Raw genomic sequence first — 22547 nt, 5'->3', positions numbered from 1 at the left:
TCAACCCCGCTACGCTTGAATCTTCCAGAATCACCCTTATCTATTGGTCATCTCAGGCAGGTTCATCATTACAGGTGCTGTCCATCGCTCCGCCTGCCCTTTAAAGGAAGGTATCCCCCATGCGAATAGACCGACTGACCAGCAAGCTGCAACTCGCGTTATCCGATTCCCAATCCCTGGCCGTGGGCATGGACCACCCGGCCATCGAGCCCCTGCACCTGCTGCAGGCGCTGATCGACCAGCAGGGCGGCTCGATCAAGCCGCTGCTGATGCAGGTCGGCTTCGACGTCAACAGCCTGCGCAAGGCGCTGACCAAAGAGCTCGACCAACTGCCGAAAATCCAGAACCCCACCGGCGACGTGAACATGTCCCAGGACCTGGCGCGCCTGCTCAACCAGGCGGACCGCCTGGCCCAGCAGAAGGGTGACCAGTTCATCTCCAGCGAGCTGGTGCTGCTCGCCGCCATGGACGAGAACAGCAAGGTCGGCAAGTTGCTGCTCGGCCAGGGCGTGAGCAAGAAGGCCCTGGAAAACGCCATCAACAACCTGCGCGGCGGCGCGGCAGTGAACGACGCCAACGCCGAGGAATCGCGCCAGGCCCTGGACAAGTACACCGTCGACCTGACCAAGCGCGCCGAGGAAGGCAAGCTCGACCCGGTAATCGGCCGTGACGACGAGATCCGCCGCACCATCCAGGTGCTGCAACGCCGTACCAAGAACAACCCGGTGTTGATCGGTGAGCCCGGTGTGGGCAAGACCGCCATCGCCGAAGGCCTGGCCCAGCGCATCATCAACGGCGAAGTGCCCGATGGCCTCAAGGGCAAGCGCCTGCTGGCGCTGGACATGGGCGCGCTGATCGCCGGCGCCAAGTACCGCGGCGAGTTCGAAGAGCGCCTCAAAGGCCTGCTCAACGAACTGAGCAAGCAGGAAGGCCAGATCATCCTGTTCATCGACGAGCTGCACACCATGGTCGGCGCCGGCAAGGGCGAGGGCGCCATGGACGCCGGCAACATGCTCAAGCCGGCCCTGGCCCGTGGCGAGCTGCACTGCGTAGGCGCCACCACGCTCAACGAGTACCGCCAGTTCATCGAGAAGGACGCAGCCCTCGAGCGCCGCTTCCAGAAGGTGCTGGTCGAGGAGCCGAGCGAGGAAGACACCATCGCCATCCTGCGCGGCCTGAAAGAGCGCTATGAAGTGCACCACAAGGTGGCCATCACCGACGGCGCGATCATTGCCGCGGCCAAGCTCAGCCACCGCTACATCACCGACCGCCAGCTGCCAGACAAGGCCATCGACCTGATCGACGAAGCCGCCAGCCGCATCCGCATGGAGATCGACTCCAAGCCGGAGGTGCTCGACCGCCTCGACCGTCGCCTGATCCAGCTGAAGGTGGAATCCCAGGCGCTGAAGAAGGAAGAAGACGAAGCGGCGAAGAAACGCCTGGAAAAACTGACCGAGGAAATCGAGCGTCTGGAGCGCGAGTATTCCGACCTCGAAGAAATCTGGGCCTCGGAAAAGGCCGAGGTGCAAGGTTCGGCGCAGATCCAGCAGAAGATCGAGCAGGCCCGCCAGGAACTGGAAGCCGCGCGCCGCAAGGGCGACCTCAGCCGCATGGCCGAGCTGCAGTACGGGGTGATCCCGGACCTGGAGCGCAGCCTGCAGATGGTCGACCAGCACGGCAAGACCGACAACCAGCTGCTGCGCAACAAGGTCACCGAGGAAGAGATTGCCGAAGTGGTGTCCAAGTGGACCGGCATCCCGGTGGCGAAGATGCTCGAAGGCGAGCGTGAGAAGCTGCTGAAGATGGAAAGCCTGCTGCACGAACGGGTGATCGGCCAGGACGAGGCGGTGACCGCCGTGGCCAACGCCGTGCGCCGTTCCCGCGCCGGGCTGTCCGACCCCAACCGCCCGAGCGGCTCGTTCCTGTTCCTTGGGCCCACCGGGGTGGGCAAGACCGAACTGTGCAAGGCGCTGGCCGAGTTCCTCTTCGACACCGAAGAGGCCATGGTGCGCATCGACATGTCCGAGTTCATGGAGAAACACTCCGTGGCGCGTCTGATCGGTGCCCCACCAGGGTACGTGGGCTATGAAGAGGGCGGTTACCTGACCGAGGCCGTGCGCCGCAAGCCATACTCGGTGGTGCTGCTCGACGAGGTGGAGAAAGCCCACCCGGATGTGTTCAACGTGCTGCTGCAGGTGCTGGAGGATGGTCGCCTGACCGACAGCCACGGCCGCACCGTGGACTTCCGCAACACCGTGATCGTGATGACCTCCAACCTGGGCTCGGCGCAGATCCAGGAACTGGCCGGTGACCGCGAAGCGCAGCGTGCGGCAGTGATGGACGCGGTGGGCGCGCACTTCCGCCCGGAGTTCATCAACCGTATCGACGAAGTGGTGGTGTTCGAACCGCTGGGCCGCGAGCAGATCGCCGGTATCACCGAGATTCAGCTTGGCCGTTTGCGTGGTCGCCTGGCCGAGCGCGAGCTGTCGCTGAGCCTGAGCCCGGAGGCTTTGGACAAGCTGATCGCCGTCGGTTACGACCCGGTGTATGGCGCACGGCCATTGAAGCGTGCGATCCAGCGCTGGATCGAGAACCCGCTGGCGCAGTTGATCCTGGCGGGCGAGTTCCTGCCGGGTGCCGCGATCACCGCGAAGGTGGAGGGCGACGAGATCGTCTTCGCCTGACCCGCAGTAAACGAAGAGCCCCGCGTCAGCGGGGCTTTTTTATGTGTGCTGTCCGGCCTTATCGCGGAGCAAAGCCCGCGCCCACGCCGATCTGCGCCAGAAGATACCCAATGCGTGGGAGCGGGCTTGCCCCGCGATAAGGCCAGTGCAGGCAGCGCAAACCCCTGATTTTCCGGCTTCCCAGCTAACTTGCTGAAAATTTTGAAAAAAGTGCTTGCACAAAAATCAGAGTGCCCCTAATATTCGCCCCGCTGTCAGGCACTGAGCAGATCGCCAGCAACACCGACGATCTGAAAATAACTTACAAATCAGTAAGTTGAACGAAAAAAAGTGGTTGACAAGCAAAACGAAGAATGTAGAATAGCCGGCCTCAGCAGCGACAACGCGAAAGCGGATAGCCAAAGAGATCGAAGCTAACACAGGCTTCGAAGCAGTAAAGATGTACCGAAGTTCAGTTCCGCGATAGCTCAGTCGGTAGAGCAAATGACTGTTAATCATTGGGTCCCTGGTTCGAGTCCAGGTCGCGGAGCCAATCTCGGGGTGTAGCGCAGTCCGGTAGCGCGCCTGCTTTGGGAGCAGGATGTCAGGAGTTCGAATCCCCTCACCCCGACCATTTTCCGGGTCGTTAGCTCAGTTGGTAGAGCAGTTGGCTTTTAACCAATTGGTCGTAGGTTCGAATCCTACACGACCCACCATGTAAAAAGGGCATCTCGAATGAGATGCCCTTTTTCTTTTGTCCGCGATTTATATCCCCGCCCTTTGCTACCCTGTGGCCTTCGCCCGCAGGAGCGCCCGCGCATGCCACTCAAAGCCAGTGTTTTCATTGCCTCCAGCCTGGATGGCTTTATCGCCCGCGAAGACGGCGGCCTCGATTGGTTGATGGGGGCGACTCAGTCCAGCGACGACCATGGCTATGCCGGTTTCATGGCGGGCGTCGATACGTTGGTAATGGGGCGCGGCACCTTCGACAAGGTCATGACCTTTGGTGAGTGGCCGTACCCTGATACGCGAGTGGTGGTGGTCAGCAGTACGCTCGAGGCACTGCCCAGGGGTGTGTCAGGGCGCGTCGAGCTGCATCCGGGGCCGATCCCGGCGTTGCTCGAGCACCTGCAGGCCACGGGCGCAAAGAGCCTCTACCTGGATGGCGGCAAGCTGATTCAAGGGTTCTTGCGCGAGGGGCTGGTGGATGAGCTGACCATCACCCGCATCCCCGTGCTGCTGGGGCAGGGGATACCGTTGTTCGGCGAGTTGGCGAAGGATGTGCTGTTGCAGCACATGAAGACGACCAGTTACGAGAGTGGGTTCGTGCAGAGCACGTATCGCGTGGTCAGATAAATCGCGTCAAGGCCATCGCTGGCAAGCCAGCTCCCACAGGAGCGCGCATCCTTGTGGGAGCTGGCTTGTCGTGGCGACGAACCGCAGCGAAAGGGCTGCAAAGCAGCCCCAGGATCTTGACGCCTCAGTGCAGCTTCAGACGCGGCTCAGTGCCCCGGCCAATCTTGCTGCCCAGCATCAGCATCAAGGTGCGGAAGGTCCCGTACAGCGCCATCTGGTGCATCCGGTACAGCGACACATAGAACATCCGCGCCAACCAGCCCTCCAGCTTCACGCTGCCCATCAGGTTACCCATCAAGTTACCCACCGCCGAGAAGCGCGACAGCGATACCAGCGAGCCGTAGTCCTTGTACTCGTAGGTCGGCAGCGGTTTGTTCTCCAGACGCAGCTTGAGGCTCTTGGCCAGCAGCGAGGCCTGCTGGTGCGCGGCCTGGGCCCGTGGCGGCACGTTGCGGTCGGTGCCCGGCTGCGGGCAGGCGGCGCAGTCGCCGAAGGCGAAGATGTTGTCGTCCAGGGTGGTCTGCAGGGTCGGGCGCACCACCAGTTGGTTGATGCGGTTGGTCTCCAGGCCGTCGATGTCCTTGAGGAAGCCCGGCGCGCGAATGCCCGCCGCCCAGACCTTCAAGCTGGCCTGGATCACTTCGCCGGCCGCTGTCTTCAGGCCATCCTCGGTCACTTCGCTGACCGCGGCATTGGTCATCACCGTCACCCCGAGTTTTTCCAGGGTCTTGTGCACCGGCACGCTGATGCGCTCCGGCAGCGCCGGCAACACCCGTGGGCCCGCTTCGATGAGGGTGATGTGCATGTCTTTCGGCTGGATCTTGTCCAGGCCATAGGCTGCCAGCTCGTGGGCGGCGTTGTGCAGCTCGGCCGCCAGCTCCACGCCGGTGGCACCGGCGCCGACGATGGCCACGCTGATCTGCTCGCTGGCCACATCACCCGCGTGGGCTCGCAGGTAGTGGTTGAGCAGTTGCTGATGGAAGCGCTCGGCCTGCTTGCGGCTGTCGAGGAACAGGCAGTGCTGCGCCGCGCCGAGGGTGCCGAAGTCGTTGGTGTTGCTGCCCACGGCGATCACCAGGGTGTCGTAGCCGATGGTGCGCGCAGGCAGCAGCTCACGGCCCTCGTCGTCGAGGGTCGCGGCCAGCTGGATCAGTTTGCTTTCGCGGTCCAGGCCGCTCATGCGCCCCATCTGGAAGTTGAAGTGGTTCCACTTGGCCTGGGCCACGTAGTTCAGTTCGTCTTCCGAGGAGTTCAGCGAGCCGGCCGCCACTTCGTGCAGCAGTGGCTTCCAGATGTGCGTCAGGTTGGCATCAACCAGGGTGATCTCGGCCTGTTTGCGCTTGCCCAGGCTTTTACCCAGGCGGGTCGCCAGTTCCAGGCCGCCGGCGCCGCCGCCGACAATCACGATGCGATGAGTCATGGGGATATCTCACAAGTTTTACGGAATTCGTGGACACAAGGTCCGGCCGCATCCGGCATGAGAGGCGGGCGAGCGCGAGGCAGCTCATAGCACCAGTCCACTCAGCAGGCGGCTCAACAGGCCCAGACCGATGGTCACGGCCACCACCAGCAGCAGGAGCAGCCACGGCCGGAAGGGCCGGCGCTCGACTTGATGCTGGGGGGCGCTCAGATACTCATCGACGCGACGCTGATCTTCAGGATTCAGGCGGCTGGTCATGGTGGGCCTCGTCAGATAGACGTTCGTGACTGCGTGCACGCCACAGCGCTCACGCAAACGCATGGGTCGAATGATAATGCTTTCTATCCCTGGCGCCGAGTGTACGTGATCGCAAAGACACCCGGCACTGGATCAAAGACTGATGCCTACGTCGAACACGATGCTGCGCCCCAGGTTGCCGCGCAGGAAATCCGGCGCGTCCGGGTGGGCGAACAGCACCCGGGCGAAAGTCGGCCCCACCAGCGACAGCGACCGCCAGCCCTGGCGCAGGTACTCGGTGGGCGGCGGGAAATGGCTGTTGAGGTCGAGCACTTCGCGCTTGAGGCTGGCGAAGGCGATGATGTCCAGCTCGCTCAGGTCCAGCCCGCGCTCGCGGTAGTTGTGCGACTTCTTGCGCAGGGTCGGCGCCAGGCGCGCCAGCAGCTCCTGGGCGCTGATGCGCCGGGGCCGCTGCTCGCGGCGCACCAGCTGGGCCAGGGAGAAGGCGCTGCGCCGCCGTTGCAGCTCCTCGCGCCATTCATCGTTGAGCCGGCGGCCCTCGTCGAGCACGAAGAACACCTCGAACGCCGCGTCGCGGAACAGCACGTCCGGTGGCTCTTGCCCGGCCGGGGTGAAATCCTCGCTGCGGTAGGGGATGTTCAGCCCTTGCAGCAGGCGCTGGCAGACCCAACGCTCGCGCTCCCATTTGCGGGCATTGGACAGGAACGCATTGGCTTGCTCGGCCTGGATGGTAAGCAGGCGGAGGTAGTCTGAGTCATCCATGGGGACAAGCTTAGTCGCTAATTGATGACGGTAAGATGCTGTTTGTGCGTAGGAATCAGCCCAGCACCAGCCATTGCTGCACCACCCCCAGCAGATGCAACAGCCCGCCGCCCAAACAAATGGCCGAACTGACCGCGATAAACCGCCGGCTGCGCCCGGTGCCGGCCAGCACCAGCGGCCCCAGCAGGCCCCGCGCCAGGTACACCAGGGTGATCAGGCAGATCACCGGCAACAGCAAGGGCAACGGGCGCATCAGCCCGGCCGCCGACAACGCATAGGCCGACCAGACGAGCAGCACCGCCGCGATCGCTGCGGCAACCAGGGCCGGGTAGACGCGCCCTTGCTCCGCCGCCCTGGCCATGCGCTCGCCGGCGCCGAACAAGCGGTACCAGCGCGGGCCAACGGCGATCACCGCCAGGTGCAGCACGCCGGCGATGGCGCTGAATGCCGCGCCGAGCAGCAGCGGCAGGTTAAGTCCTTCAGGCATGGCGGACGCGTCCTGCATCGAAATGAGGTGCCAGCCTATAGCAACCGGTGACAAGGGAGAATGGGTGTAGACTCAGGCTTGTCCACATGGCCGACAGGGATATTGTTCAGGTGATCAGCGCACAAGTCTTGTCCAGCACCAGCCTTACCCTTGGCTGGATAGGTTACGTGCCCCTGCTGATCTGGGCCGCCAGCCGCACCCGCTGGGTCGAGCTGTTCACTGACACCCGCCGCCAGCACCTGCTGTTCGGCACGGTGTTCTGCCTGTTCATACTCTGGCTGGTGCGCCGCGACTTCGATACCGGGGTGTCGTACCACTTCATCGGCATGACCGCCGTCACCTTGCTGCTGGACTGGCCATTGGCCGTGCTCGGCGGCTTTCTCGCCCAGCTCGGCCTGCTGCTGATGGGCCGGCAGGACCTCGCCGCCATCGGCGTCAACGGCCTGCTGATCGTCGGCCTGCCGGTGCTGGTCACCGAGGTGTGCGCGATCCTGGTCGAGCGCGCCCAGCCGCGTAACCTGTTCGTTTATATCTTCTGTTGCGGGTTTTTCCCGGCAGCGTTGACGGTGTTGCTGTGCCTGGCGGCGGGGTTGGGGGTGCTGTGGATGGACGAGCGTTTCGCCATGCCGGAATGGCTAAGCGACTTTGTTGGCTACCTATGGCTGATGATGTTCCCCGAGGCGTTCATCAATGGCACGGTGATCAGTGCGCTGGTGGTGTTCTGCCCGGAGTGGCTGGAGACCTTCAACCGCAGCCGCTATTTGCAGGCGCCGTGGAAGGATGAAGAGCGCTAAAGCGTTATCGAGTGGCCTCTCGCCGGCAAGCCGGCTCCCACACCGACCGCGTAAACCTAAAGCCAAGCGCCGTCCCTGTGGGAGCTGGCTTGCCAGCGATGGGCCGCAACGCGGCCCCAGGATTCAAGCAGCAGCTGTTGTCAAGGCTGCGCGATCCGTTTAGTGCCGCGGCTCCAGATCCCCCGAATACAGCTCATCCTCGGACTCCTCCGCCCCGGCGATCTTGTGCTCCTCGGCCGCCCAGGCGCCCAGGTCGATCAACTTGCAGCGGTCCGAGCAGAACGGCCGGAACGGGCTCTGCTCGCCCCATTCCACGGGCGCCCCGCAGGTCGGGCAATCAACGGTCATCGGCTGGCTCATGGCTGGCCTCCTCGTAAAGTCAGGTAAAAGTGGTGCAGGCGGTCGATCTCGTCGTGCAGCGATTGCAGGTCACGATCATTGACCACCACGTCATCGGCATGGCGCAGGCGTTCTTCCCGGGCCAGCTGGGCCTTGAGAATCGCCTGCACCTGTTCCGCGCTGGTGTTGTCGCGGGCCAAGGTGCGTTGCACCTGCAACTCGGTCGGCGCGTCGATCACCAGGATGCGCTGGGTCTTCTGGTGCTGCCCCGACTCGATCAACAGCGGCGAAACGTACACCGCATAGGGCGTCTCGGCCTTGGCCAGGTAGCTGAAGATCTCCTGGCCGATCAGCGGGTGCAGCAGTTGTTCCAGCCATTGCCGTTGGCTCGGGTCGGCGAAGATCAGCTGGCGCAGGGCGCCACGGTCGAGCTGGCCGTCCGCCTGCAGCACGCCTGCGCCAAAGCGCTCGACGATGCTGGCCAGGGCAGGGCGCCCCGGCTCGACGACCCAGCGCGCCGCCTGGTCGGCATCGACCAGGTGCACGCCCAGTTCGACGAAACGTTCGGCGGCGGCGCTCTTGCCGCTGCCGATGCCGCCAGTGAGGCCAAGAATCCAGGGTGTGAAGGGCGCTGTGCTCATCAGGTTCCAAGCAGTTGCAGGTATGAGGCGACTATTTCATCACCCCAGAGCACTGCGATCCACCCCGCAATGGCCAGATAAGGCCCGAAAGGCAATGCCGCGCCCATTTGCGTGCGCTTGAAACGCACCAGCGTCAGCCCGATCAGCGCCCCGACCAAGGACGCCAGCATCAAGGTCAACGGCAGGATCTGCCAGCCGCCCCAGGCACCGAGCATAGCCAGCAGCTTGAAGTCGCCGAAGCCCATGCCCTCCTTGCCGGTGACCAGCTTGAAGATCCAGTACACCGACCACAAACTCAGGTAACCCGCCACCGCGCCCCACAGCGCATCGCTCAGCGGCACCAGCAGCCCGAAGGCGTTGACGATCAACCCCAGCCACAACAGCGGCAGCACCAGCACATCCGGCAGCAACTGGTGCTCGGCATCGATCAGGCTCAAGGCGATCAATCCCCAGGTCAGCAGCATCACTGCCAGCGCCTCCACGCCTGGCCCGAAATGCCAAGCGACCAACAGCGACAGCAGCGCGGTGGCCAGCTCCACGAGTGGATAACGCGCACTGATCCGTGCCTTGCACCCCGAGCAACGCCCACGCAAGGCCAGGTAACTCAGCACAGGAATGTTTTCCCACGCGCGAATCCGGCGCTGGCAGTGCGGGCAGCGCGAAGCCGGCAGGCACAGGTCGAAGCGCTCGTGCTCGGCCTGCGGCAGCCCCAGCACCTCCTGCGCCTCCCGTTGCCATTGGCGCTCGAGCATGATCGGCAGCCGGTACACCAGCACATTGAGAAAACTGCCCACCAGCAGCCCCAGCACTGCGGCCAGAGCGTAGAAAAACGGCGGATGATCGACGATTACGGTCCAGGCATTCATGTTCAGATCAGGCTACCCAACTGGAAGATCGGCAAATACATCGCCACGACGAGGCCCCCCACCAGCAGCCCGAGGATCAGCACGATGGCCGGCTCCAGCAGCGTGGTCAACTGCTCCAGCGCCTGGCTCACCTGTTCTTCGTAATGCAGCGCGGCCTTGTCCAGCATCCGGTCGAGGGTGCCGCTGGCTTCGCCCACCGCCACCAGCTGGCGCAACAGCGGCGGGAACAGCGCATCCGCCTCCATCGCCTGCTGCAGGCCCATGCCGCTGGCCACGTCCTGGCGCAACTTGATGATCGCCCGCTCGTGCAGGCTGTTGCCACTCACCGGCGCCACCGTGGCCAGCGCATCCAGCAACGCCACCCCGGCGGCATAGGAGGTCGCCAGGCTACGGGCAAAGCGCGCCAACGCCGCCTGCCCGAGCAAGGTGCCCACCACCGGCACCCGCAACACCCCGCGCAATATCCACAGACGCGCCGGCAGATGCCGCCGATACATCGCCCGCACGCCAAACCCCAGTGCAGTTATCAACAGCACCAACCACCCGACGTGATTGCCCAGCCCTGTGGATAAATCGATCACCCACTGGGTAAATGCCGGCAGCGCCTTGTCGAAACTGGCGAACAACCCCTGGAACCGCGGCACCACCTCCAGCAGCAACAACGCCGCCACCCCCAGCCCCGTGAGCAGCAACAGCGCCGGATACAGCATTGCCTTGCGCACCTTCTGCCGCAGCGCCTGGCGTTTCTCCAGCATGGTCGCCATCTGCTCCAGCTGCCGGTCCAGCGTGCCCGACTGCTCGCCCACCCGCACCAGGTTGCAGTACAGCGCATCGAACCACCCCGGATGGCGCTGCAAGGCATCCGCCAAACCCAACCCCGCCGCTACATCCTGTTGCAACCGCGCCAGCAACTCCGCCATGGCGCTGTTCACCGTGCTGCGCGCCATCACCTCGAACGCTTGCAAAAGCGGCACCCCCGCCGTGAGCAAGGTCGCCAGCTGGCGGCTGAACCCCGGCGCATCCGTCTTGCCCGCCCGTTGCGGCCAGCGCCAGCGCAGCCCACCCGCCAGCCGCACCCGCGTCGCGCGAATCCCCTGCTGGCGCAACCACGCCTGCACGAACGCCGGGCTGCGCCCAGTGTGCTGGCCCTGTTGCGGCGTGCCGCTGGCATCGACGCCTTCCCAGGCGTACAGACGGGTGGAAGCAGGCATGGCGAGAGTCCTTTTGCGCGGGGGCGAAAAGCCCGGTAACAGCTTGCCCGGCCTGCTGCCGGGCGCGTTTCCCTGTGGCTCACTAGAGTAGTCCAGCGAAGATGACGCCCCGCCGCGCAGGGGTGACAAAAGGTGTCGGTTCAGGCCTACTGCGCGCCTGCCGGCCGGGGCGCGCCACGCAGCAAAGCGCCCGCCGCGCCTCCACGTATCACGAAGGAAGACTGTTCATGAAAGGGCAACGAGGTATCACCCTGATCGAACTGATGATCGTCGTCGCGATCATCGGCATCCTGGCGACCATCGCCATCCCCATGTACACCAACCACCAAGCCCGCGCCAAGGCTACCGCCGCGCTGCTGGAGATTTCCGCGCTGAAGACGCCGATGGACGTGCGCCTGAACGACGGCAAGGACGTACCCGACGTCGCCAGCCTCGGCGGCCAGCCCGCCACCGCCCATTGCGCGATCACCGCCAGCGGCAAGGCCGCCGACGGCACCGCCAGCATCGCCTGCACCCTGGCCGACGCACCGGCCAATGTGCTGGGCAAGACCGTGACCCTGGCCCGTACCCAGGCAGGCTGGACCTGCGTGACCACGGTAGAGGAAGACCTCGCCCCCAATGGCTGCACGGTGCAATGAAAGTGAGGTGAAACAGGGGTTTGCGTAACCGACACGGCAGTGGTACGTTGCGCAACACGCCGGTGTAGCTCAGTCGGTAGAGCAGCGCACTCGTAACGCGAAGGTCGCAGGTTCGATTCCTGTCTCCGGCACCAGTTCAGGTTCCAGCGAAGGCTACCAAAATCTCTGTAACCCCCGTAAAACCCGCCTTCTGGCGGGTTTTTTCGTTAAGGCGTTCCGTCGGAATCCGGCAGCTGCCAGCCGATTTAGGGGTAACGCTTGGGATAAAGTCGATTCGATAAAGGGGTTTACCCTTATGGCTCGTACTACTGCTCCCCTGACCGACACCGCATGCCGCTCGGCCAAACCTACTGACCGCCCCTACAAGCTTTTCGACGGTGACGGTCTTTACCTTCTCGTTTACCCCAATGGACGCAAAGGCTGGCGCTTCCGCTATGTGAAACCGGATGGGCGAGAGGGGCTGACCTCGTTTGGCAACTACCCCGTCATCGGGCTTGCAGATGCTCGGCAGAAGCGTCTGGAGACTAAGCGGATGCTGGCTGAAGGCATCGATCCGATTGCGTCCAAGCAACAGGCCAAGGCCGAGGCGGTTGTCAGAGGCCATACATTCGAACGCGTTGCCTTGGATTGGCATAAGGAAATGTCCGTGAAGTGGGCAGCTAGCCATTCGAGGACCGTGCTGAGTCGCTTGAAGACGCACGTATTCCCGCTGCTAGGTGCACGCGCCATCGTTGATCTGGATACCTTCGACCTCATGCAGCCGCTTGAAGCAATCAAGAAGCGCGGCACGATCGATGTGGCCTTAAGGGTACAAAACTACCTTCAGAGCATCATGCGTGAGGCTAAGCGGCTACGGCTGATCACGGTGAACCCTGCGTATGACCTTGAGGGCTTCATCAGCGCGCCACGGGTTACGCATCGGCCTGCACTTCCGCTGTCTCGTCTGCCTGAGTTGATGGACCGCATCGAGAACTACAAGGGACGCACGCTCACTCGGCTGACAGTCATGCTGTCGCTGCATGTGTTTGTTCGGTCCAGCGAATTGCGCTTCGCACGTTGGAGTGAGTTCGACCTGAAGCGCGGTATCTGGGAGATACCTGATACGCGGCCCGCTTTGGATGGCGTCCCGTATTCGACCAGAGGCACGAAGATGGCGGGCGACATCCATCTGGTCCCCCTGTCACCGCAAGCGGTGGCGTTGCTCGAACAGATTCACGCGATCACGGGGTACTTCGATCTGGTGTTCACCAGTGACGCTCGCTCGTGGAAGCCTATGTCCGAGAACACGGTCAATAGCGCTTTGCGGAACATGGGCTACGACACCAAGACCGAAATCTGCGGGCATTGCTTTCGGACCATGGCGTGCAGTGCCTTGGTCGAATCCGGGCTTTGGTCAGAGACGGCTATTGAGCGGCAGATGAGCCACAGGGAGCGCAATAGCGTTCGGGCGGCTTATATCCACAAGGCCGAGTTCCTGGAGGAACGGCGGATGATCATGAGTTGGTGGAGCCGTTACCTCGAAGTGAACCGGCTGGAGCATATCTCGCCGCATGAGTTCGCGAATCAGACCGGGGCAAACGTCTCTAGCCTTAGAGCAAGGCGTGGCGCAGTCGAGTGAGTGCCCGGCTTTGAATTTTCGGTGGTCCGCTTTCCACGCGGGTCCATTCAAACAGGGCTGCAAAGCCGCCCTGTTTGGATGGACCTCACCTGAAAAATCAAAAGCGCCACATCGGCCACTGGAAACCACGGGATTCCGTACACACCCAATGCCATTTTCAACCACAAAATCCTGCGGGCGAGTCGCTTGACCCTCTCGGATTGCGGGCGTAGAAAAGACAGTGCAAAGGCTGTCGTTGACAGCACCCCAGGTGACCCGAGCCTTCAAGGTTACGCCGCTCCCGCGGTGGTTCTCCCCAAGGGCGATTCGCATCCGGCAGCTCGCCCGGTCACTACCCATGTGATGGATGCTCTTACACAGATGGCCCTCGTGCGCCAGACACACCGTACCTTGCTGCCCTGCAGCAACCTATCCGCTTGGCCGAATATTGCGCACAACCTGTGCCCGTCTCTTTCTTCTGGAAAGAGACGGGCACTTCTACCACTGCTGCAGCCCCGATCGCACAAGGCTTTGCGGCATTCCCCCTCGTGACAATCGGCGTGACAAACGCCGATGTCACCAGCAACAGCGCTGTAGATGATGGTGCCGCAGATCAAGGAATGGACTGCACCTGACTGACAGTCAGGTATGCCCCGGTCATCGCATTGCTGCTTGCACCCGGCTCAGGATCTCGCGGCACTGGTCTCGTCAGCCAATGCAGCCTCCACCCGCCCACCGGTAACGGTGCTCAGGAGGCCAAATCATGAGATGCCCTTGCTCCCGGACGTAAGGAGCCGCCAGTCCCGCGTAGTGGACATTTCCCACAGGTCGCAGGGGCCTTGATCCCTGATAACACTCAACATTCTTGGCGGGATGACGTGGGGCGAGGATCGTAGAACGGTAGATGAGGTGACCGACATGGCATTGGTGGGTAGACGCGACGGCCGTAATTTCGGCTACGGTAGGCAATTGAGCTATGCAGGGCCGCAGGCGCTGAAAGACATGTTCGGCGGCGGCCACTACGGCACGGTGAAGGCACACTGTGATCGGTGGCAGGCATTCGTGAAATGGTGCCGCTCCGAACCAGGACCCGGTATCAATGATGCCCGGCAGATTGATCGGAAGGTATTGGCTGACTAAGCGGCGTTCCTGCGTGACGTGGTAGGGCACGGTGATCTCGCGGTCAGCACCGCACAAAACCGGCTATCCAGCGTTAACAGGACTATGGCGGCGCTTCGCGGTGATCAGTACGTGAAGTTGCCCAGTCCGAGCAAGGCGTTGGGTATTCAGCGCACTGGGGTCCGTAATTCGGTGCCGCAGGGCCAAGACCGTGAACAGATTAAGCAGATCGTCAGAGCGCTTTGCAGCCAACATCAGCTACGGGCCGCTGCGATTGTTCTGATGGCGCGATCCACCGGCATGCGCTTGCGTGAGGCCATCTTGGCTGACCTGCCACGGCTGAACCGTGAGGTTAACAACCTAGGCAGGATTAACATCCAGGATGGCACCAAAGGGGCCGAGCTGGTGCCTCAGCGCCACGATGGATTGCGGTGGACCAACATGTTCAAGACGCACTTGAGTTTGCACGGCAGGTGTCGCCTGCGAGTAGCCTCAACCTGATTGCGCCGCACGAAAGCTACCTGATTTTTCTGAAAAAAATCATCTGCCCAGCGCGGGACCTCCTGCATGCCCACGGCCTCAAAGGCCTCCACGAGCTACGAGCGGCGTACGCATGTGAGCGCTATGAAAAAATCACCCAACACCGCGCACCTATCAATGGGGGTCAATGCTGCGAGCTAGATAAGCACCTTGATCGGGAAGCCCGGAGGCAAATCAGCTATGAGCTGGGGCACGGGCGGATCGAAGTGGTCGCTGCCTACATTGGAGGACGGACATGAGCAAGCCATTCGATATGGACTTGTTCTTGGCTGGCGTTCTGACCGGCTCGCACGCAACCCGGCAACCCGGCAACGCCATGTACGCCAGGCGAAAATCATCTAGGCTGAACTCGCAGATCGCTGGCAGCGACAGACGCCTTGGGCTTGGCAGAAAAAGCATATGGACTGGTTTCTTGAGCATCGCCTAGGCTCTGTACGAAAAGCCTTGATACTTGTTCATGCTGCGTTGAAAACAGCCTCGGAATGCTCATGTACTCCAGTACAGTCGGGCGCGACCCCGGCCGTTCCTCGGCTGTTTTCTCCTTGTCTGACCGGCGTCTCAAGACTTTTCGTACAGAGCCTAAGACGACGCAGCGAGGCGACGCAGTATTACTATTTGCTGACTGTACGGCTACTCGCTTGTCGTCTACAAAAAACATGGGTGTTTAACCTCTGAGCGAGTATCTGATTTTGATAAGCACGACTGGCAGCAATCGACCCATTACTGCGCTTTAGGAAGGGCAGCTAACGGCCAAAAGCAGCCGCTCGAAAGGGTCTAGAAAAGCCGGGGCGATTCAACTATCTGCTGATTGTGCGGCTGCTCGCCGCGTTTGCAAAAAGCATGGGTGTTCAATCGCTGAGCGAGGTACTGCTCTAGATAGGCACGACTGGAAGCAATCAACCCATAGCTGCCCTTCGTGGAGGACAGCTAACGACCCACAGCGGTCCCTCACCGAAGACGGTTATCAGACAATAGTGGGCAATGGAATTGAAACTGTATTCAAATAGCGGATACTATGTGAGCACGATCGGCCTTGTATCAATTCCTAGATAGGTCTTTCATTTGGCAAGTCAACCCTAATCCTATGAAAATAATGCATATGGTAATTTGTTAAGACGCATCAATCCTCAAGCTCAATTTCAGTGATATATTAATTTCAGAGAGCTTTATTAGGAGTGTTGTGATATGGGGTCGATTAATATAAATAATTTTCAGTAGTATTACGATCTTGGTAGCACCATTTTTGGTGCGCGGATGATGATTTATAATTGGATTTTCCAGAAATGGAGTTGCAAATGAGCGCTGAGGATTTCGAACTGAATGATCTCCCTGTTTCGAAAACTCTTATTGCGTTTGCCACACGATGGGGGACGCAGTTCGGAGGGGTCAATAGCTTTAATCAGGATTTGATCAGTGCTATTGCCGCTGTTGGCTTCGATAATGTAAAAACCATATGCGTAGTTTTAAATGCGAGCATTGAAGATCAGCAAAGTGCTCTCAACGATCAAGTGCACTTGGTTTCCCTTGATCTTCCCAATGAATCAGTATTTAAATCAGAGTTGGAGAGTTTGGTCTGGGGCAAGCTACAATCGAGCGCGATTAAATTTGACTGCAATCATACTGTATGGTTAGGCCATGATCGAATTACTGGTGCGATAGCGATTGCCGCCAGTAATCAGCGCGGTGGAAGATCAGCCCTTATTCATCATATGAGTTACAGTCGATACGAATCCTTCGCTGAAAAGAGTAGCACCGCGAAAGGCAAAGAAAACGAGCAGGCTAGGTTATTTGAAAATGCAGATATCGCAATGGCAGTTGGCCCGTTGCTGAGCGATGCGTTGTCAGACATTCGGAATGGTCAGGATGTTTTACAATTGGTTCCCGGTCTGCCTGACATAGTTGTTAAGGATACGCCAAAAATATTTAAAGGGTTTCTAAGTGGTCGGCTAAGTGACGATGCCTTGCGAATAAAACAAGCTCATCTCGGTGTTGCAGCTTTTGCCGACTCTATTCGACAGGCAGATGAAAACTCGGGCCTGCCGAACACCTTGCGCGGAGAGAATGAGCCTATGTTGACTCTCCGCGGAGTCGAATTTGAGAATCCCCATATTGAGCATCACCCAAGCGCAGAGCAGGAACTAAAGCTTTTTGCTGAAAAATATGCTGGTCGCGCTTTCAATTTAGTGGCTTTACCCTTCACAACTGATCGTAAAGAGCTATTTGATGACCTCAGAAGCTCTAGTGTAGCCATGATGCCATCGTGGCATGAAGGCTTTGGACTTGTCGCATGGGAAGCGATTGCGGCCGGAGTACCACTTATCGTCAGTAAAAAAAGTGGAGTTTATCGATTGCTCAGGGAGCTAAATGATGGAGCTTATCTATCTTGGCTATTCCCGATTGACGTAGCAGGCAGTAGTAACGAACCATACTTTCTAGATAAGGATATAACAGGTTTATCTAGAGAGCTAATAAGTATTGCGAAGGATCCTCAACTTGCACGTCAAAAAGCTGCACGACTGAGAGAAGCTTTAATTGGTGAGTTTACGTGGGCGAATTGCGCAAGAAGCATTGTTGGGGTGCTAGGTTGGCAGGCAATTGAAAGTGAACCTAGAATTGAGCTAATAGATCATAGGTTTGAAACGCTTTCATCAAGTAAAAGCGTAGATTTCATTAATCTTCCTAATCCGCGCTGGAGCGCGAATGCTGGTTTGAGTGACAGTCAGTTGCTGAGAGCAGAGGAGGCCATAATTCCCTTTGATCCCAAACGTGAGCCATTCCTGAACTCTCAGTTGAATTGGGCAACCTCACAGTTCCCAATCGCTGTTCGCTTACTGATAGGTGCAGGTGGTGTTGGGAAAACTAGGTTGGCGTTGGAGTTGTGCCTGCGCCTAAAAGTACAGGGGTGGGATGCAGGCTTCCTGTCCAGTGAGTGCGAAGTTAACAATTGTGAAAAGCTGATTAGCCAGATAAACGATTCTGGGAGGCCGTGTTGCGTTGTAATCGACTACGCTGAGACTCGCCAAGTTGTTTTGCTTGCAATCTTAAGATCCTTGCTTAAGGCCAAAACTTCAAGTGCTGTTCGTATTCTTCTATTGGCTCGTGATGGCGGTGAATGGTGGGCCGGCTTATCTGCAAAGGATGCGAGTTGTGAGGCCCTATTGGAAGGAGATGCCAGTAGTGGACCTTTTCTACTACCGCGCTTGCACAATAGTGAGTCTGAACGTCAAGAAGCATATTCGATAGCATTAAATACATTTGCAGATCTGTTGGGACTTACCCCGGGGCAACATATTCCCAAGCTTGTTGACCCGCACTTTGCTCATCCCCTATACATACAAATGGCGGCCTTGATGGCGCTTCGTGGTGAGCGACCGCGCTCAGCAGAGGCTCTTCAGCGAGCAGTTGTTAACCATGAGAAACGCTACTGGGGGAGGATCTTGTCTATTGTTCCAGGTGATAATAGTGCATATGAAAGACAGGCTGCACTTTTAATGACTCTTGCCACGCTTGCAAATGGTATCGCTACCGAACGAAGTATTGAAAAAGCGTGGGTGGCGGCTGGAGAAAAAAAATCAGACCTGCGCAGAGTTTTTACTTCTTTATCATCACTTTATCCTGACAGGCAGGGGCTTCAGGGTCTACGTCCGGACTTGATCGGAGAGGCACTAGTAGCACAAAGCCTGCTCGCCCGTAACGGCTCGATACTATTGGATGTTGTCATTGGTGGAGAAAAGAAGATACGACAATCAAGTTTGACTGTCCTTGCACGGCTGCTGCGTCACAGGACAGAATTAGCTTCACTTACTGAAGAAGTCCTGACAAAAAAATTTATACTTTGCATCGACGAAGTTATATCCGTCTGCATTGAAACCCCTAGCTCCCTACCTGAAATTGTACAGCGTGCCTACGAGAAATTGTCAAGGCCTCAAAAGCTGCAGGCAGCAGGCGTTCTCGAAGATAGATTGCATCATGAGGTATTACAACTTACGGCCTTGGATGTGGCGGTATCTAAAACTATTGCCGAAAGAAGGGCTGGGCAAGTCAAAAATAACAAGGAAGAAGATGTCGCGCAGTACGCGTCCGCAGTGAAAAATTTATCCATAGCTTATTATCGTGACGGGAAAGGTGATGAGGCGCTGTCTTTTGCGCGGGATTCTGTAAAGATTTACAGAGAGATCGCTCAACCGAAAACGATCAAGTTTAAATCTGGCTTTGCGGAATCGTTAATTAACTACTCGAACCGACTATGTGAACAAGGTCAGGCGGAAGAGGCGTTAACAATAGCTTTGCAGGCAGTTGAAATTTATCGCGCAATCAACAAGGTTGAACATGAAGGATATAATCGAGAACTTGCCGTCGCGCTAAATAGTTATGCATGCCGCCTAGATAATTTAGGTAGGGCCGATGAATCCATCGTGATTGCTAAAGAGTGCCTAGATCTTTACCAGAAAATAACCCTCGAGACTTCTGAGGATCTGAGAGGGGAGATCGCATCCGCCTTTAATAACTACGCAAACCGTCTAGTCACTGAAGGGAGGGACGAAGAAGCATCTGCGGCAGCAAAAGAAACCATGAATGCTTTTCAAGAGTTAGCAATTTCTGCACCACATCGCTTTCAGTCACAATTCGCGATGTCGCTTTGCAATTACTCTGGCTACTTATTTTTTCAGGAAAAATTCCCAGAGGCGAGAGACGCAATTGAACAAGCACTTGAAATATACAGACAATTGGTGGGGTTACGCCCTGATCGGTTCATTGGCGATTTGGCAAGCACACTTAGGAACTATGGAGACCACCTAAGCAAGATAGGTGAGTACGAAGATGGCCTTGCAGCGTATGAGGAGTCTTTAAATATTTGCCAAGAGCTAGCAGAGGTAAGATATGCTAGATTTAGTACTGATCTGACTTTTTCTTATTTGGGCTATGCAGATGGGTTGGCAAACACAGGGGATATCGAAGGAGCATTATCTGCAGAGCGTGAGGCTTTAAGCATATTAGATGACTTGGTAAGATCAAATCCAGGCTTCTATATGCCTCATCGAGAACATTGTCGTCTGCATCTCAAATTACTGCAATGGCTATTGTCGGGGGAAATAGCTGTTGACGAAGTCCGCTACCAAGCCCCAGTGACTCGAAATGCGAGTATGCAGCGGGGTATCGAGTTTCACAGGCTCTGGCTAGTGGCATGGACCGAGCAAGGCTCCGGGCTTGTTTCAGAAGCACTTGGTTTTTTCTCCTTGTTGAATAGCACTCAACAAAGAGGGGCTGAAGCCCATATGTTTTTGCTAGTTAATTTGGCCGAGCATTTGTTTGGGAGTGGATTTATCGCAGATAGCTGGCGAGAAATGTCTGATCGCTACCGCATGAGAGTAGGTAATAAATATTCGCACTGGATGATCAAGGCAGCCGAAGCTAGAGGTCTAACTCTTTTATAGGCTGCGAATTATGAGATCTGGGAATTATCAAATACCCAGAATTACAATAGTGGCCATTTATTGAGTTGCGCCTTGCTTGTCACATGCCTTGATTTTTTTGGCACAAGTTGGGCGTTGGTGAATGGCCGCTATTGGCGTGAGCGGATTTCCGCGAAGAACCTACATTATGTCGGTTTCTGCCGTTCCTTACGTATCATTTAAAGTAGGTGGGAGGAACCTCCGTAATTCCCAAATCGATTCCACTGAAAGCCACCGCTATCTGATTTTTTATAGATACCCTATGAGGTATGCAAAAAAATCCACCAAATTCCAGTCCCGCGAAAATGGGGCCATCACGGCCAACAATCGTCTGTTTGTCTCCGCACCTATCACCGCAGTCCTTGCAGTGCGGGCGTTTTGTTTCTAGCTATCTCAGCAAGCCTCATCAATGACCAGATGCAGCTAACCTGCACACGTCTGCTGTGACATGGCTACTGTACGCAGGAGACCACCAGGTCTGCCGAGTTATCTTTTCCTCGGTTCGCCAATCTGCGTACAGCTGCCACCCTCTCCACACGTAGGGCTGTCCATATCGGGCACTTTTCCATCATGGCGACAGCACGTGGGACACCTCCGGTGTGCCGGTTCCTTTCGTCCCGGTCGGCCAACCCACGTACTGTTGCCACCCAGCCCCTCCGTGCAAGCCATTTCCTACGTTTTCCATTGCCATTTCCCATGCCCAAGAACCTTGCACTAGAAGCCCCCAAGGAATAAATTCCCTACCAGTCGCGGCAAATTCCGCGACCGGGTTTGGCGACCCGGATAAACTTGGCGCAGCAGCGCCCCACACGATTGCAGGCGCTTTTTTTGCGTCCGCAGCCTCGTGCCATGGCGGCTGTGCGCGGGAGACCTTCGGGTCTGCCGGGTTCCAAGTTCCCGGTTCGCCAACCTGCGTACAGCTGCCACCCATTGTTTGGCGACAGTGCGTGGTGGTTCCAACCTAACTTGGAGTCTCATGCATGACCATCACACGTCTGTACAGGATCCTCGCATCCGCTCTCCGCCGCCCAACCCGTGCGGTCACCCCATCCCCAACCTTCTACCCGATCGACAGCCAGTCCCTTGCCGACCGCGCCAACCGCGAGGTGTCCCATGACTGACCGTGACCGCATGTCTACCCTGCAAAGCTACGTCTGGACCCTCGAACTGCTAGGCGAGGCCCTGGTCCAGCATGACGAGGTGCTCGAGTGCGAGCACAACCCGCAACTGAGCTTTCGCAACACGGCGGGCATTCACCAGGCGATCCGGATCATCAGCCGCTTGGCCAGCGAGCAGTTCGGCAAGCTGGAGGTGATGAAAGAAGAGGGTGTTTCTACAGGTTGATGCTGCGCATCATCGGGGCCGCTTTGCGGCCCTATTGCGGGGTGTGTCCTGAGCGGACTGCACTTGAACCATCGCGTCTTGCAAGAGCGTGCCCGGTCGGCAACGCATCGCTCGCCCGGTGTTTCATCACCCCCGATTCAGCGCCTACCAGAACCACCCACCCCGAGCCAGTTCCTGCTCACAACTCCGATACTGCGCGCCAAACACCGACGCCCGCGCCTGCACCTTCTGCGACACGTTCTTCAGCCACGGCTTGGCGTCGTAGCTGCGGTTGCGGTAGCCGCCCCAGCCTTCGTGGTAATTCAGGTACTGGCCATAGGCGTCCCACTTGGACGTGCCATTCACCCGTTGGCTCTTCTGCATGTACCAGCCCATGAAGTCGAGGGCGTCGGCGAAGTCGTCGCGGGCGGCGGCCCAGCCGCCGGCTTCGCGCTTGTAGTCGGCCCAGGTCTCGTCCTTGGCCTGGGCGTAGCCGTAGGCGGTGCTGACCCGGCCCCAGGGGATGAAGCCGAGGAAGTAATAACGCGGCGGCAGGGCGTCGTGCTTGAACGACGACTCCTGGTACATCATCGCCATCGGCACCTGCACCGGGGCGCCCCAGCGCGCCTGCATCTTCAACGCCGCCTCGTGCCACTTCGGCTTCTCGCGGAAGATCTCGCAGAGGTTGTCGGGGTTGGCGGGGGGCTTGGTGGCACAGCCGGCTACAGCCAGGAGCAGGGCCGGCAGGGTGAGCCGAAGCATGGAGGGGGGTTCCTTGTGCGGACGTCGGGGTCGCAGGGCGCTGACGCTTTATACATTCTTTTGAGATGCAGATGAATCAGCGGGCGATCACACGATGCCGAGCTTTTGCTCTGCCCTGCTGTGAGGTGGCGCAAGCCATTCGATCCCAGCTCCTGTAGTGAAAAGCCTACAGGAGCAATACTCTTCATACGCGACGCTCAGGTAGCCGTTCTATATCACCCCGACAGATGCGACCATGCCGCGAAAGTGGCTGCTCGGCTGCAGGGTGTCTCCAAGGTGCGTCCGCTTGGGGCGGGAGGCCCAGGTGGCGGAGCTTCG

General features: G+C 58.7%; 17 protein-coding genes, 4 tRNA genes and 2 pseudogenes. 14 read left to right on the top strand and 9 right to left on the bottom strand.

Features of this window, described 5'->3' with window-relative positions; all coding sequences use genetic code 11:
• The first annotated feature begins 119 nt into the window (after nucleotides 1-119).
• From clpB to AC3WL2_RS09765, 5 genes are all read left to right on the top strand, one after another.
• Complete coding sequence (gene clpB, locus AC3WL2_RS09785) at nucleotides 120-2684, top strand: ATP-dependent chaperone ClpB (RefSeq protein ID WP_102682148.1); 2565 nt, start codon at nucleotides 120-122, stop codon at nucleotides 2682-2684.
• 456 nt (nucleotides 2685-3140) lie between these two features.
• A tRNA-Asn gene (locus tag AC3WL2_RS09780) sits at nucleotides 3141-3216 on the top strand.
• A 4-nt stretch (nucleotides 3217-3220) separates the two neighbouring features.
• A tRNA-Pro gene (locus AC3WL2_RS09775) sits at nucleotides 3221-3297 on the top strand.
• 6 nt (nucleotides 3298-3303) lie between these two features.
• Nucleotides 3304-3379 (top strand) — tRNA-Lys (locus AC3WL2_RS09770).
• Nucleotides 3380-3482: 103 nt separating this feature from the next.
• Nucleotides 3483-4019 carry a dihydrofolate reductase family protein gene (locus AC3WL2_RS09765; RefSeq protein ID WP_102682147.1) on the top strand — a complete coding sequence of 179 codons (537 nt, stop codon included), beginning with the start codon at nucleotides 3483-3485 and terminating at the stop codon, nucleotides 4017-4019.
• A gap of 124 nt (nucleotides 4020-4143) precedes the next feature.
• Here AC3WL2_RS09765 and AC3WL2_RS09760 read toward each other — a convergent pair whose 3' ends face one another.
• From AC3WL2_RS09760 to AC3WL2_RS09745, 4 genes are all read right to left on the bottom strand, one after another.
• Nucleotides 4144-5439: an NAD(P)/FAD-dependent oxidoreductase gene (locus AC3WL2_RS09760; RefSeq protein ID WP_102682146.1), complete on the bottom strand. Its 1296-nt coding sequence runs from the start codon at nucleotides 5437-5439 to the stop codon at nucleotides 4144-4146.
• Nucleotides 5440-5523: 84 nt separating this feature from the next.
• Nucleotides 5524-5697, bottom strand: coding sequence for a DUF3094 family protein (locus AC3WL2_RS09755; RefSeq protein WP_023631877.1), 174 nt, complete (start codon nucleotides 5695-5697; stop codon nucleotides 5524-5526).
• A gap of 132 nt (nucleotides 5698-5829) precedes the next feature.
• Nucleotides 5830-6459: a DUF1780 domain-containing protein gene (locus AC3WL2_RS09750; protein WP_038706811.1), complete on the bottom strand. Its 630-nt coding sequence runs from the start codon at nucleotides 6457-6459 to the stop codon at nucleotides 5830-5832.
• A 55-nt stretch (nucleotides 6460-6514) separates the two neighbouring features.
• On the bottom strand, nucleotides 6515-6946 hold the full coding sequence (locus AC3WL2_RS09745; RefSeq protein ID WP_102682145.1) for a hypothetical protein: 432 nt from the start codon (nucleotides 6944-6946) through the stop codon (nucleotides 6515-6517).
• Between the two features lie 86 nt (nucleotides 6947-7032).
• Between AC3WL2_RS09745 and AC3WL2_RS09740 the strand changes: the two genes are divergently transcribed.
• Complete coding sequence (locus AC3WL2_RS09740) at nucleotides 7033-7740, top strand: energy-coupling factor ABC transporter permease (RefSeq protein ID WP_102682144.1); 708 nt, start codon at nucleotides 7033-7035, stop codon at nucleotides 7738-7740.
• 159 nt (nucleotides 7741-7899) lie between these two features.
• Here AC3WL2_RS09740 and yacG read toward each other — a convergent pair whose 3' ends face one another.
• The 4 genes from yacG to AC3WL2_RS09720 are packed head-to-tail and all read right to left on the bottom strand — an operon-like array spanning nucleotide 7900 to nucleotide 10797.
• Complete coding sequence (gene yacG / locus AC3WL2_RS09735) at nucleotides 7900-8100, bottom strand: DNA gyrase inhibitor YacG (RefSeq protein ID WP_046854173.1); 201 nt, start codon at nucleotides 8098-8100, stop codon at nucleotides 7900-7902.
• Entirely contained in the window at nucleotides 8097-8720 is a 624-nt protein-coding gene (coaE, locus tag AC3WL2_RS09730; protein ID WP_038706809.1) for a dephospho-CoA kinase, read from the bottom strand. The genes yacG and coaE overlap by 4 nt, the downstream gene beginning before the upstream one ends.
• On the bottom strand, nucleotides 8720-9586 hold the full coding sequence (locus AC3WL2_RS09725) for a prepilin peptidase (protein ID WP_102682143.1): 867 nt from the start codon (nucleotides 9584-9586) through the stop codon (nucleotides 8720-8722). Before AC3WL2_RS09725 ends, coaE begins: the two co-directional genes overlap by 1 nt.
• A gap of 2 nt (nucleotides 9587-9588) precedes the next feature.
• Nucleotides 9589-10797 carry a type II secretion system F family protein gene (locus AC3WL2_RS09720; protein WP_102682142.1) on the bottom strand — a complete coding sequence of 403 codons (1209 nt, stop codon included), beginning with the start codon at nucleotides 10795-10797 and terminating at the stop codon, nucleotides 9589-9591.
• Nucleotides 10798-11024: 227 nt separating this feature from the next.
• Here AC3WL2_RS09720 and AC3WL2_RS09715 point away from each other — a divergent pair, with 227 nt between their 5' ends.
• The 8 genes and pseudogenes from AC3WL2_RS09715 to AC3WL2_RS09680 all read left to right on the top strand — a co-directional run bounded on the left by AC3WL2_RS09715 (nucleotide 11025) and on the right by AC3WL2_RS09680 (nucleotide 21488).
• Complete coding sequence (locus tag AC3WL2_RS09715; protein ID WP_102682141.1) at nucleotides 11025-11435, top strand: pilin; 411 nt, start codon at nucleotides 11025-11027, stop codon at nucleotides 11433-11435.
• Between the two features lie 58 nt (nucleotides 11436-11493).
• Nucleotides 11494-11569 (top strand) — tRNA-Thr (locus AC3WL2_RS09710).
• A gap of 161 nt (nucleotides 11570-11730) precedes the next feature.
• A complete protein-coding gene (locus AC3WL2_RS09705) occupies nucleotides 11731-13053 on the top strand; it encodes a tyrosine-type recombinase/integrase (protein ID WP_102682140.1) in 1323 nt (440 codons plus the stop codon).
• Nucleotides 13054-13950: 897 nt separating this feature from the next.
• Nucleotides 13951-14930 (top strand): annotated as a pseudogene (locus tag AC3WL2_RS09700) (integrase domain-containing protein).
• Nucleotides 14927-15120 (top strand): annotated as a pseudogene (locus tag AC3WL2_RS09695) (hypothetical protein); the annotation flags it as partial. The pseudogenes AC3WL2_RS09700 and AC3WL2_RS09695, both read left to right, overlap by 4 nt.
• A gap of 866 nt (nucleotides 15121-15986) precedes the next feature.
• On the top strand, nucleotides 15987-20126 hold the full coding sequence (locus AC3WL2_RS09690) for a tetratricopeptide repeat protein (RefSeq protein WP_158247498.1): 4140 nt from the start codon (nucleotides 15987-15989) through the stop codon (nucleotides 20124-20126).
• 998 nt (nucleotides 20127-21124) lie between these two features.
• Nucleotides 21125-21265: a hypothetical protein gene (locus AC3WL2_RS09685; RefSeq protein ID WP_158247499.1), complete on the top strand. Its 141-nt coding sequence runs from the start codon at nucleotides 21125-21127 to the stop codon at nucleotides 21263-21265.
• Nucleotides 21258-21488, top strand: coding sequence for a hypothetical protein (locus AC3WL2_RS09680; protein WP_102682137.1), 231 nt, complete (start codon nucleotides 21258-21260; stop codon nucleotides 21486-21488). Before AC3WL2_RS09685 ends, AC3WL2_RS09680 begins: the two co-directional genes overlap by 8 nt.
• Nucleotides 21489-21632: 144 nt before the next feature.
• On the opposite strand, the gene AC3WL2_RS09675 is transcribed toward AC3WL2_RS09680, so the two are convergent.
• Nucleotides 21633-22229 carry a transglycosylase SLT domain-containing protein gene (locus tag AC3WL2_RS09675; RefSeq protein WP_102682136.1) on the bottom strand — a complete coding sequence of 199 codons (597 nt, stop codon included), beginning with the start codon at nucleotides 22227-22229 and terminating at the stop codon, nucleotides 21633-21635.
• Nucleotides 22230-22547: the final 318 nt, after the last annotated feature.

The sequence above is a fragment of the Pseudomonas sp. FW305-96 genome (assembly GCF_058783825.1).
This window is presented reverse-complemented; position numbering and strand designations above follow the sequence as displayed.

Bases quoted from the DNA above. Each gene is read 5' to 3' on its own strand.
- clpB (WP_102682148.1), top strand. From the start codon at position 120: ATGCGAATAGACCGACTGACCAGCAAGCTGCAACTCGCGTTATCCGAT.
- AC3WL2_RS09765 (WP_102682147.1), top strand. From the start codon at position 3,483: ATGCCACTCAAAGCCAGTGTTTTCATTGCCTCCAGCCTGGATGGCTTT.
- AC3WL2_RS09760 (WP_102682146.1), bottom strand. From the start codon at position 5,439: ATGACTCATCGCATCGTGATTGTCGGCGGCGGCGCCGGCGGCCTGGAA.
- AC3WL2_RS09755 (WP_023631877.1), bottom strand. From the start codon at position 5,697: ATGACCAGCCGCCTGAATCCTGAAGATCAGCGTCGCGTCGATGAGTAT.
- AC3WL2_RS09750 (WP_038706811.1), bottom strand. From the start codon at position 6,459: ATGGATGACTCAGACTACCTCCGCCTGCTTACCATCCAGGCCGAGCAA.
- AC3WL2_RS09745 (WP_102682145.1), bottom strand. From the start codon at position 6,946: ATGCCTGAAGGACTTAACCTGCCGCTGCTGCTCGGCGCGGCATTCAGC.
- AC3WL2_RS09740 (WP_102682144.1), top strand. From the start codon at position 7,033: ATGGCCGACAGGGATATTGTTCAGGTGATCAGCGCACAAGTCTTGTCC.
- yacG (WP_046854173.1), bottom strand. From the start codon at position 8,100: ATGAGCCAGCCGATGACCGTTGATTGCCCGACCTGCGGGGCGCCCGTG.
- coaE (WP_038706809.1), bottom strand. From the start codon at position 8,720: ATGAGCACAGCGCCCTTCACACCCTGGATTCTTGGCCTCACTGGCGGC.
- AC3WL2_RS09725 (WP_102682143.1), bottom strand. From the start codon at position 9,586: ATGAATGCCTGGACCGTAATCGTCGATCATCCGCCGTTTTTCTACGCT.
- AC3WL2_RS09720 (WP_102682142.1), bottom strand. From the start codon at position 10,797: ATGCCTGCTTCCACCCGTCTGTACGCCTGGGAAGGCGTCGATGCCAGC.
- AC3WL2_RS09715 (WP_102682141.1), top strand. From the start codon at position 11,025: ATGAAAGGGCAACGAGGTATCACCCTGATCGAACTGATGATCGTCGTC.
- AC3WL2_RS09705 (WP_102682140.1), top strand. From the start codon at position 11,731: ATGGCTCGTACTACTGCTCCCCTGACCGACACCGCATGCCGCTCGGCC.
- AC3WL2_RS09690 (WP_158247498.1), top strand. From the start codon at position 15,987: ATGAGCGCTGAGGATTTCGAACTGAATGATCTCCCTGTTTCGAAAACT.
- AC3WL2_RS09685 (WP_158247499.1), top strand. From the start codon at position 21,125: ATGACCATCACACGTCTGTACAGGATCCTCGCATCCGCTCTCCGCCGC.
- AC3WL2_RS09680 (WP_102682137.1), top strand. From the start codon at position 21,258: ATGACTGACCGTGACCGCATGTCTACCCTGCAAAGCTACGTCTGGACC.
- AC3WL2_RS09675 (WP_102682136.1), bottom strand. From the start codon at position 22,229: ATGCTTCGGCTCACCCTGCCGGCCCTGCTCCTGGCTGTAGCCGGCTGT.